Here is a 7,614-nt window from a genome sequence, read left to right as displayed (position 1 = left end):
TTCAGGCCTTCGGATTCCGGGTCGATCCCCACCATCCACACCGGCTCCACCCATTCGGAGCGCTGCATCTTCATCAGCAGATCGGTGCCGATATTGCCCGGACCGATAATCACCGCTTTTAATTTTTTACTCATGACTCACCCATTTTTTGACAAAAGGCTGATCACGGTGTCATCACCCTGCTCAGCATAAAGACGTTCTACATATGTTTTGCGTGTTTCCAGCAGTTTGCGCTGATTCAGGTTGCCCTTATCCGTCACTTCACCCAGATCTAAAGAGGCCGGTGCATCCAGCAGAGTCAGCACACACGCGCGCTGCGAGGAGCCTTTAGCCTCTTTCGCCATCGCTTGCAAAGCCTGCAACAACGCATCACGTACAGCCGTTTGCGCCAGCAGCTCTGTGCCGCTAAAACCGCCACGCGTATCACCCGCGAGCGCTCTTAAACCTTCGCCCGGGAAGCCTAAAAGTCCGATATAGTCTTGGTCATGGCCGGTGACGACCACATCGGCCAGAAGTGGACCAAAATGTTTATGTACCGCTGCACGGACAGAGGCCACACACACCCAGGTTCCTGTACTAAGTTTGAAATCCTCAGAGACACGGCCATCAAAAATAATGCCCGCAGAAGGATTATTTGGATCACTCAAACGTCCGGCATCGCCAATACAGTAGAAGCCCATATCATCAAAAGCTTGTGCGGTGATCTCTGGATCATCCAGATATTCGGTAAAGACATTCGGGCCTTTGATGCGCAGTTCAAGCTTGGATCCATTCGGCACAAAACGCATCGACACCCCCGGCATGGGAATCCCGATATTGCCAGGCTTATCTAAATGCCAATGCACGTTGGTGATGGCGGGAGCTGTTTCTGTCGCCCCCCACTCCGTGGTAAAGAACACATCATGACCACCTTGAGCACAGAGACTACGCAACTCATCCCAAACTGGCTGAGATAAAGACGCACCGGCGTAAAAGAGCAGCGTCAGGCTAGAGAAAAACTCATCGCACAACTGTGGATCCTGGCGCAGATATTCCAACAGAGCCTCATAGCCCTTAGGCACGTTGAAATAGAGATTGGGGCGCACTTCGCGCAAATTACGCACCGTCGCTTCAATTAAGCTGGGCACCGGCTTGCCATTGTCGATGTAAAAAGAGCCGCCGTTACGCAGTACCAGATTGAAGTTGTGGTTGGTACCAAACGTATGGCTCCAAGGCAACCAATCCAGCACACGCACAGGTTCCGTTTCGACAAAGGTGTAGCACTGAGCAATCATCTGCTGGTTGGAGCACATCATACGCTGAGTATTCACAACCACCTTGGGGTGGCCAGTAGAACCCGAAGTCAGCATATATTTAGCATGCGTATCCGGCGTGATCTGTGCGAAACGCTTGTCCACTTCAGCACTAGGCTGGGTTTGCGACAACTGACGCAAACTTAAAGCGGCGGGGAACTGGTCCTGCTCGCGTGAGACGATATGTACCGGCACGGCCGCACAGGCTTCTAATGCCCCCTTGAACTGCTTGGCATCCTCAGCAAACACCACAGCAGGACGTAAGCGCTTAACAATCCCCAAAAGACGATCATGGGATTTAGACAGAAGTGAGTAGGCCACTGAAACCGACGTCACCGGGATACCGATATGCATCGCAGCCATTTTCATCAAGGCATGATCAATCGAGTTACCCGAGATGATCATCAAGGGTTGGCCTTCCGGTAGCTTTAAGTCGATCAACCCCTGAGCAATAGCGCGAACTTCATCACGGAAGGCCTTGTAGGTCAGTGAGCGCCAAGCTTCACCATTGCGTTCAGCAATGTAGAGCTGATCTGGGCGTTCAGCTGCCCATTTTTCCAGCCAATCCCCTACACAGCGGTCATAAGGCTTGAGTTCATTACCGGATTCAAGAATAAACGAACCCTCCCCCAGATCACGCTTGAGCGCTGAGGGGGTAGGCATTTGAGCGTAGATGTGAGCACCCATAAATAAACCTTTATTATCGTTTTCTTATAATTTAATCCGCGATCAACTTCAGACGATCTAGACCGGCGAAATCAAACTCTATCTCAGCACCGGCTGTGATATTGACCATCGGCGCCATCGCACCGGAAAGCACCAGCTGACCGGCCTGGATAGGGGTACCCAGTTCCGCCATTTTGCGCGCCAGCCACCAGGTCGCATTCAACGGATTGCCCAAACAGGCCGCACCGCGACCACTCACCTCTCCGGCCGGCCCACGAATCGTCAGTGCTAAATCGGCAAAATCGACACCACGAGGATCAAAGAACTTTTCGCCCAGCATATAGAGTGCTGAGGACGCGTTATCCGCCACTGTGTCGACAATGGTGATTTTCCAATCGCGCACCACTGAATCCACGATCTCTATCACCGGCTGGAAATAATCGATCGCAGACAGCAACTCACTAAAGGTCAGATCGGCCTGGGTCAGATCTTTTTTGAATACAAAAGCAATTTCACCTTCCGCTTTCGGTGCAATCAGATCGGCTGTCGGGACAGACTGCGAGCTGCGCAGCTCCATACCCGCAAAGAGCACACCAAAATCAGGCTCATTGACACCTAGCTGCTGCTGGACAGCTTCTGAAGTCAAACCAATTTTATAACCGACCAAACGCTGCCCTTGAGCAAAACGTTGTTGATTCACACGCGACTGAATGGCATAAGCATCGGCCATATTGAGCTGCGGATAACGTGTCGAAAAAGGCTCAACCGCACGCACCTGAGCGCGTGCCTGCAGAATTTCATCCGCCAACTGGCGGTAAAGACTATCCGTCATGTTTCAAATACTCGGTTGAAAATTGATTGAACTGCGCCAGGGCATGACGATATTCACGCTGCATTCCAGCCAGAATTTCCGCGGCAGACTGCACCTGATGAATACTGCCGGCCCCCTGACCTGCTGACCAGACATCCTTCCAGGCCTTGTTGGCACTGGAGATGTTGCCAGAGAAGTCGATCTGAGCTTTAGATTCCGCCTTTGGATCGATCTGTGCGCGCTCCAAACTGGCACGCATCCAGTTCGCTGCGACCCCACTCACCGCTTTTGACTCCACAATATCTTCAATATGCGAGTCGACCAGCATCTGTTTGTAGTCCGCACTGGCAAAGCTTTCTGAGGCGGCGATAAAACGTGTACCTGAAACAACAAAGTCCGCACCCGCCACCTGCATGGCCAGAATATCGCGCCCATGAGAGACACAACCGGCCACGCCTAAAGGCCCTTCCCAGAACTCACGCACTTCTTGAATAAAAGCCAAGGGGTTATACAAACCTGTATGGCCACCGGCGCCATGCACGACCAGAATCAGCCCATCCACACCGGCAGCCACCGCTTTTTTCGCCATGGCTGGCGTGATCACGTCCGCAATCACCTCCCCGCCGTAGCCTTTCACCACCTCCATCACCCGCGTGGGTGAACCCAAGGCCGTGGATACGACTGAGGGTTGATACTTACGCACCAACTCAATCTCAGCGGCAAAACGGTCGTAGGTGGAATGAACAATCATGTTCAATAACCAAGGCAACTGGCGTGGATTCAAGCGTTCACTGATCTGGGCTAACCATTGATCGAGAATTTCCGGTGTGCGAGCATTCGGGGCAGGTAAACTCCCGATCACACCCTGTTCAGAACTGGCAATCACCAACTCAGGTGAGGACACCAGAAACATCGGTGCAACGATCAGCGGCAACTTTGTTGTTTTAATCATGTTCATTCATTAATTCCTGTTAGCGAGCGACCCAGCCGCCATCACTATGAATGACACATCCTGTCGTCATCGGAGACTGCTCATTAGATGCCAGCAGCACATAAAGCGCAGCATGATCTGAGGCTTTGGCAATACGTTTTAGCGGCACCGCATCGGCGGCTTTTTCATGAAAGCCCTGAATATGATTCAGAGGCTGAGCCTTACTCGACACCCCTTCCACCGATTTCATCTCGGTATCCGTCGCGCCTGGGGAGACGCCATTGACACGGATCTCAGGTGCTAGCTCATAAGCCAACTGTTTAATCAGACCGACCACCGCATGCTTGGAGGTGACATAGAGCACCCCGCCTCCACCGGGATAAAAACCCGAGTTGGAGACGGTCAGAATGATATTACCCTGACTGGCCTTGAGCGCTTCTAAAGAAGCTTTCACTCCATTTAGATAACCCAATACATTGACATGAAAAAGCTTATCAAAGCTCTCCGCCAGATTTTCCGGCTTTAAGCGACTCAGGGGCGCAAAATAATCAAACACGGCCGCGTTCCCGACGAAAGAGTCCAGACGCCCGAAGGCGTCCAGCGTCAGGGCCACCGCCTGTGCATTATCGGCATAGGAGGTGACATCTCCACACAGAGTCCGCACCGTTTCAGGATACTGCGCCTGCAAGGCTTCCAGCTTTTCCTGATTGAGATCCAAAACGGTGACACAAGCCCCTTCCGCAAGAAAGCGCTCGACGACGGCGCGGCCTATACCATCCGCGCCACCCGAGATGAAGACGACTTTGTTTTCGAGTGTCTTCATAATTGACTCACAGGAAGGTGTTGATGTTTTTGCAACTCAGCGTTGCATTCGGAATCAGAATCAAACGCTTCAGCAGCTTCAAGCCACCTTCTGTGCGCTGAATGCGATCATAACGGCGACCGTAAATCACATATTCCTCATCCAGGCCGCGGCTACGGATACTGGTGAAGGTCGAGCACACCATATAGGTATCGGCTTCAGGGGCGATAAAGGCTTCTACATTACTGATGATATGCACGTTACGTGTCGCTGGATTTTCCGCCCAAGCAGAAGGCTGACGGAAACGCGCCACACGACGCTGCAGATCACGCATACGGTCATCAAAATAGGCCATATGATCCTTATCGTAAAAACCCTCTTTCAGCGGATTTTCACGACGACGGTTTTCAATACCCGGCATCCAGTAGTGAATTTCTTCATGTAACATTTCCAGCCACTCTTCGAAGCGCTCTTCATCTAAGAGACGCGCTTCTTTGTGCAGAAAAGCGCTCAGTTCAAACAGCTCTTCCATGGAAGCGATGGGCAGATCAGGAGTTTTCGTAAACATTATTCAGCCTCCGCCTTACCTTTGTTGCGATTCGGCACTTCTGTCCAGGATTTCGCATTCAAAAGATCAAACCAATACTGATAAAAAGCACGTGAGTTGGCTTCGTTCAGCTGACCTTCGTAGACATTGCCCGGTAAGGGTGTCTCTTCCAGCAGCGTATCCATACCCAAACCGACAAACAGATCCTGCTTAGCCGTCACCTTGCCTTTCGCGGTTTTAGTGCAGTATTCCCAGTTCTCACCGTCGTCCATTTCAAACACGCCGGTGGGTGAGAAGGTCATCATCGCGCCCTTGCGCCACATCTCTTTGATCTCCTCAGGCGCCGACTTATTCACGACAACCCAGGTGAAGAGTTCAATTTTGTTCGGTCCACGCGGCTGCCAAACACGCACGGTGTTCTGGCCCGGCAAGAAAGAGAAGTTCGGGAAGATGGTCGCAGAGGAGACAGACGCGATCATATTGGAACGGAACTCACCCAAACGCTCAGCCACCGAAGGCTTGATAGTGTGCACGTAACGGTTGAGTTTGCTTTCACCCAACACCGCAACGTTACCGACTGTGTCTAAAGCGAACTCATAACCGTGACCATTCCAGTTCACAGAATAGGATTCTGGGAAGTCGCTGACCTTAGCCACCGCTCCACCCAGCATCGCACGTGCTGCAGAGTCGTGTGTCCAACCGGCATGCAGAATATCACCGACAAAATTCTCAGCCGCGATCTTCCAGTTACACTCATACGTCGAGCGAATGCAGCCTCCAACAAATTCCGTGCCGCCTTCCTGGTTATCAAAGAGCGCATCCAGATACCAGGTCATAGGACCGAGATATTCTTTTAAACTCGGCGCTTCTGGATCAAAGGTCGCAAACACCAGGCCTTTGTAGCTGTCAACTTGAGCTACTTCTTTTAGACCCCATTTCGACTTATCAAACTCGCTGGCTTCATAAATACCGGATTCATGCTGACCCACCAGATTACCCGCCGTATCAAACGACCAGCCGTGGTAGTTACAGATAAAACCACGCGTTGAGCCGGACTCTGAGAAGCAGACTTTGTTGCCACGGTGTGGACAGGCATTCAGGAAAACCTTGATCGAACCATTCTTCTGACGCACCACGATGACTTCATCTTCACCCATTGTGGTGGTGATGTAATCACCGGTTTTCACCAACTGGGATTCATGTGCAACAAACAGCCAGCAGCGGGCAAACACCTTCTCCAGTTCCTGCTCATAGATCTCTTGGCTGTAAAAAATCTCGCCTGAGATACGGCCTTCATCCAGATTGCACACCTTTTTTAAATTAGGCAGCGCATCGGTGACATCTAGCGTTTTAATAATATTGCTCATCGCTTGAACTCCTCAGCCTTTAGCAATCAGGTTGCTGTCCACAAGGGCGTAAATTTCGTCATTCACGACCTCTACCGGATAGGTGCGCAGATCGATCTCACACGGAAAGCCCTGGGCTTTTCCGGTTGGGATATGAAACTGGCCCCAATGTACTGGGCAGACGATCATGTCGTCTTCGATATCCCCTTCTGCCAAAGACGCTGTGGCATGAGTACAGAGATCTGCCGTGGCATAATACTGACCACCGAGGTTATAGACGGCGATATCACCATAGGTGGCGTTATCGATCTTCTTGACCTGGTTATCCGCCAGCTCAGAGGTTTTACAGAGATACACTTTTTCCATCTTTCTCACTCACTGAACGCTCAGTTCGATAAAGCCCAAACCCGTCACCCACTGAGGCACAGGCTGATACTCGATGAGATGACCTTTGCTGCCATTCACCGCTTGCATCGCGCAAATAAAATTACGAATTTCCATAGCGCCGTTGCCGCCATTCTCGAGCACGTACTCGTCACTCAATTGCGCCAGATCCGCAACATTCATCGCACAGCAATAATCAATAATCTGACGATCAAACTCAGAGTTCACACGCCCGGATTCTTTAGTGCCGACCCAATGGCTGATACCACCACTGCCGATCAAGGCGACCTTCTCCGCACCGGGATAAGCCTGAATCGCTTCATGCAGATGACGACCCAACTCAATGCAGCGCTCTTTGCTGATAAAAGGATCCACTGCACTGGCGATATAGATAGGAATCGCCTGGATGGTTTCGCCCTTGATCTCAGAAGCGCGTTTAACAATCAGCTGGTAAGGGATCGAAAAAGCATGATCCGTGGTAAAAGAACGTGCTTCGCTCCAGTCAAAACCACAGGTTTTGCCCTGGGCTGAGATAAAGCGCGCTAAGTCTTCGTTGTTCGGGATCTCCTGCTTCTTCAAACCCGGCAACTGATCCAGCGGACCCTCGGTGTGGCCGGTTGCGATGCAGTACTGCGGCAAACAGGTGGTGCCAAATAACATGTAATGGTCATTACCGATGATGATGACCGTACTGGCATCCATCTCGACCAAACGCTGCGCGCAGGTTTCATAGGCCTGCCAAACGGCCTGCGCCTGCTCCGCAGGCGGAGCATCCGGTGCCACAAACATTACGGGGTCATGCGGTACTAAGAAGCCGCCTACGATTTCAGCCATC

General features: G+C 51.6%; 8 protein-coding genes. All 8 read right to left on the bottom strand.

Features of this window, described 5'->3' with window-relative positions:
- Nucleotides 1–137: 137 nt before the first annotated feature.
- Genes E1H14_RS11620 through E1H14_RS11585 form a run of 8 tightly spaced genes read right to left on the bottom strand, consistent with a single transcriptional unit; the run spans nt 138 to nt 7,613 of the window.
- The gene (locus E1H14_RS11620) at nt 138–1,979 is read right to left on the bottom strand and encodes a feruloyl-CoA synthase (protein ID WP_149391643.1); all 1,842 of its coding nucleotides are present in this window, start codon (nt 1,977–1,979) and stop codon (nt 138–140) included.
- A 31-nt stretch (nt 1,980–2,010) separates the two neighbouring features.
- Nucleotides 2,011–2,790 (bottom strand): 2-keto-4-pentenoate hydratase, encoded by a 780-nt coding sequence (locus E1H14_RS11615; protein WP_149391642.1) that lies wholly within the window; start codon nt 2,788–2,790, stop codon nt 2,011–2,013.
- On the bottom strand, nt 2,780–3,727 hold the full coding sequence (locus tag E1H14_RS11610; RefSeq protein WP_149391641.1) for an NAD(P)H-dependent flavin oxidoreductase: 948 nt from the start codon (nt 3,725–3,727) through the stop codon (nt 2,780–2,782). Before E1H14_RS11610 ends, E1H14_RS11615 begins: the two co-directional genes overlap by 11 nt.
- A 13-nt stretch (nt 3,728–3,740) precedes the next feature.
- Nucleotides 3,741–4,523: a 3-(cis-5,6-dihydroxycyclohexa-1,3-dien-1-yl)propanoate dehydrogenase gene (gene hcaB / locus E1H14_RS11605; RefSeq protein ID WP_149391640.1), complete on the bottom strand. Its 783-nt coding sequence runs from the start codon at nt 4,521–4,523 to the stop codon at nt 3,741–3,743.
- Nucleotides 4,524–4,530: 7 nt separating this feature from the next.
- The gene (locus tag E1H14_RS11600; protein WP_149391639.1) at nt 4,531–5,070 is read right to left on the bottom strand and encodes a 3-phenylpropionate/cinnamic acid dioxygenase subunit beta; all 540 of its coding nucleotides are present in this window, start codon (nt 5,068–5,070) and stop codon (nt 4,531–4,533) included.
- Complete coding sequence (locus E1H14_RS11595) at nt 5,070–6,416, bottom strand: aromatic ring-hydroxylating oxygenase subunit alpha (protein WP_149391638.1); 1,347 nt, start codon at nt 6,414–6,416, stop codon at nt 5,070–5,072. Before E1H14_RS11595 ends, E1H14_RS11600 begins: the two co-directional genes overlap by 1 nt.
- A 12-nt stretch (nt 6,417–6,428) precedes the next feature.
- Nucleotides 6,429–6,761, bottom strand: a complete 333-nt coding sequence (locus E1H14_RS11590; RefSeq protein WP_149391637.1) for a non-heme iron oxygenase ferredoxin subunit — start codon at nt 6,759–6,761, stop codon at nt 6,429–6,431.
- 9 nt (nt 6,762–6,770) lie between these two features.
- Complete coding sequence (locus E1H14_RS11585; RefSeq protein ID WP_149391636.1) at nt 6,771–7,613, bottom strand: DODA-type extradiol aromatic ring-opening family dioxygenase; 843 nt, start codon at nt 7,611–7,613, stop codon at nt 6,771–6,773.
- Nucleotide 7,614 lies beyond the last annotated feature (1 nt).

The organism is Nitrincola tapanii (genome assembly GCF_008368715.1).
GTDB classification, from domain to species: Bacteria; Pseudomonadota; Gammaproteobacteria; order Pseudomonadales; family Balneatricaceae; genus Nitrincola; species Nitrincola tapanii.
The sequence above is the reverse complement of the archived record's forward strand: the minus strand, read 5'-3'. Positions and strand labels throughout refer to the sequence as shown.

Bases quoted from the DNA above. Each gene is read 5' to 3' on its own strand.
- E1H14_RS11620 (WP_149391643.1), bottom strand. From the start codon at position 1,979: ATGGGTGCTCACATCTACGCTCAAATGCCTACCCCCTCAGCGCTCAAG.
- E1H14_RS11600 (WP_149391639.1), bottom strand. From the start codon at position 5,070: ATGTTTACGAAAACTCCTGATCTGCCCATCGCTTCCATGGAAGAGCTG.
- E1H14_RS11585 (WP_149391636.1), bottom strand. From the start codon at position 7,613: ATGGCTGAAATCGTAGGCGGCTTCTTAGTACCGCATGACCCCGTAATG.
- hcaB (WP_149391640.1), bottom strand. From the start codon at position 4,523: ATGAAGACACTCGAAAACAAAGTCGTCTTCATCTCGGGTGGCGCGGAT.
- E1H14_RS11610 (WP_149391641.1), bottom strand. From the start codon at position 3,727: ATGAACATGATTAAAACAACAAAGTTGCCGCTGATCGTTGCACCGATG.
- E1H14_RS11595 (WP_149391638.1), bottom strand. From the start codon at position 6,416: ATGAGCAATATTATTAAAACGCTAGATGTCACCGATGCGCTGCCTAAT.
- E1H14_RS11615 (WP_149391642.1), bottom strand. From the start codon at position 2,790: ATGACGGATAGTCTTTACCGCCAGTTGGCGGATGAAATTCTGCAGGCA.
- E1H14_RS11590 (WP_149391637.1), bottom strand. From the start codon at position 6,761: ATGGAAAAAGTGTATCTCTGTAAAACCTCTGAGCTGGCGGATAACCAG.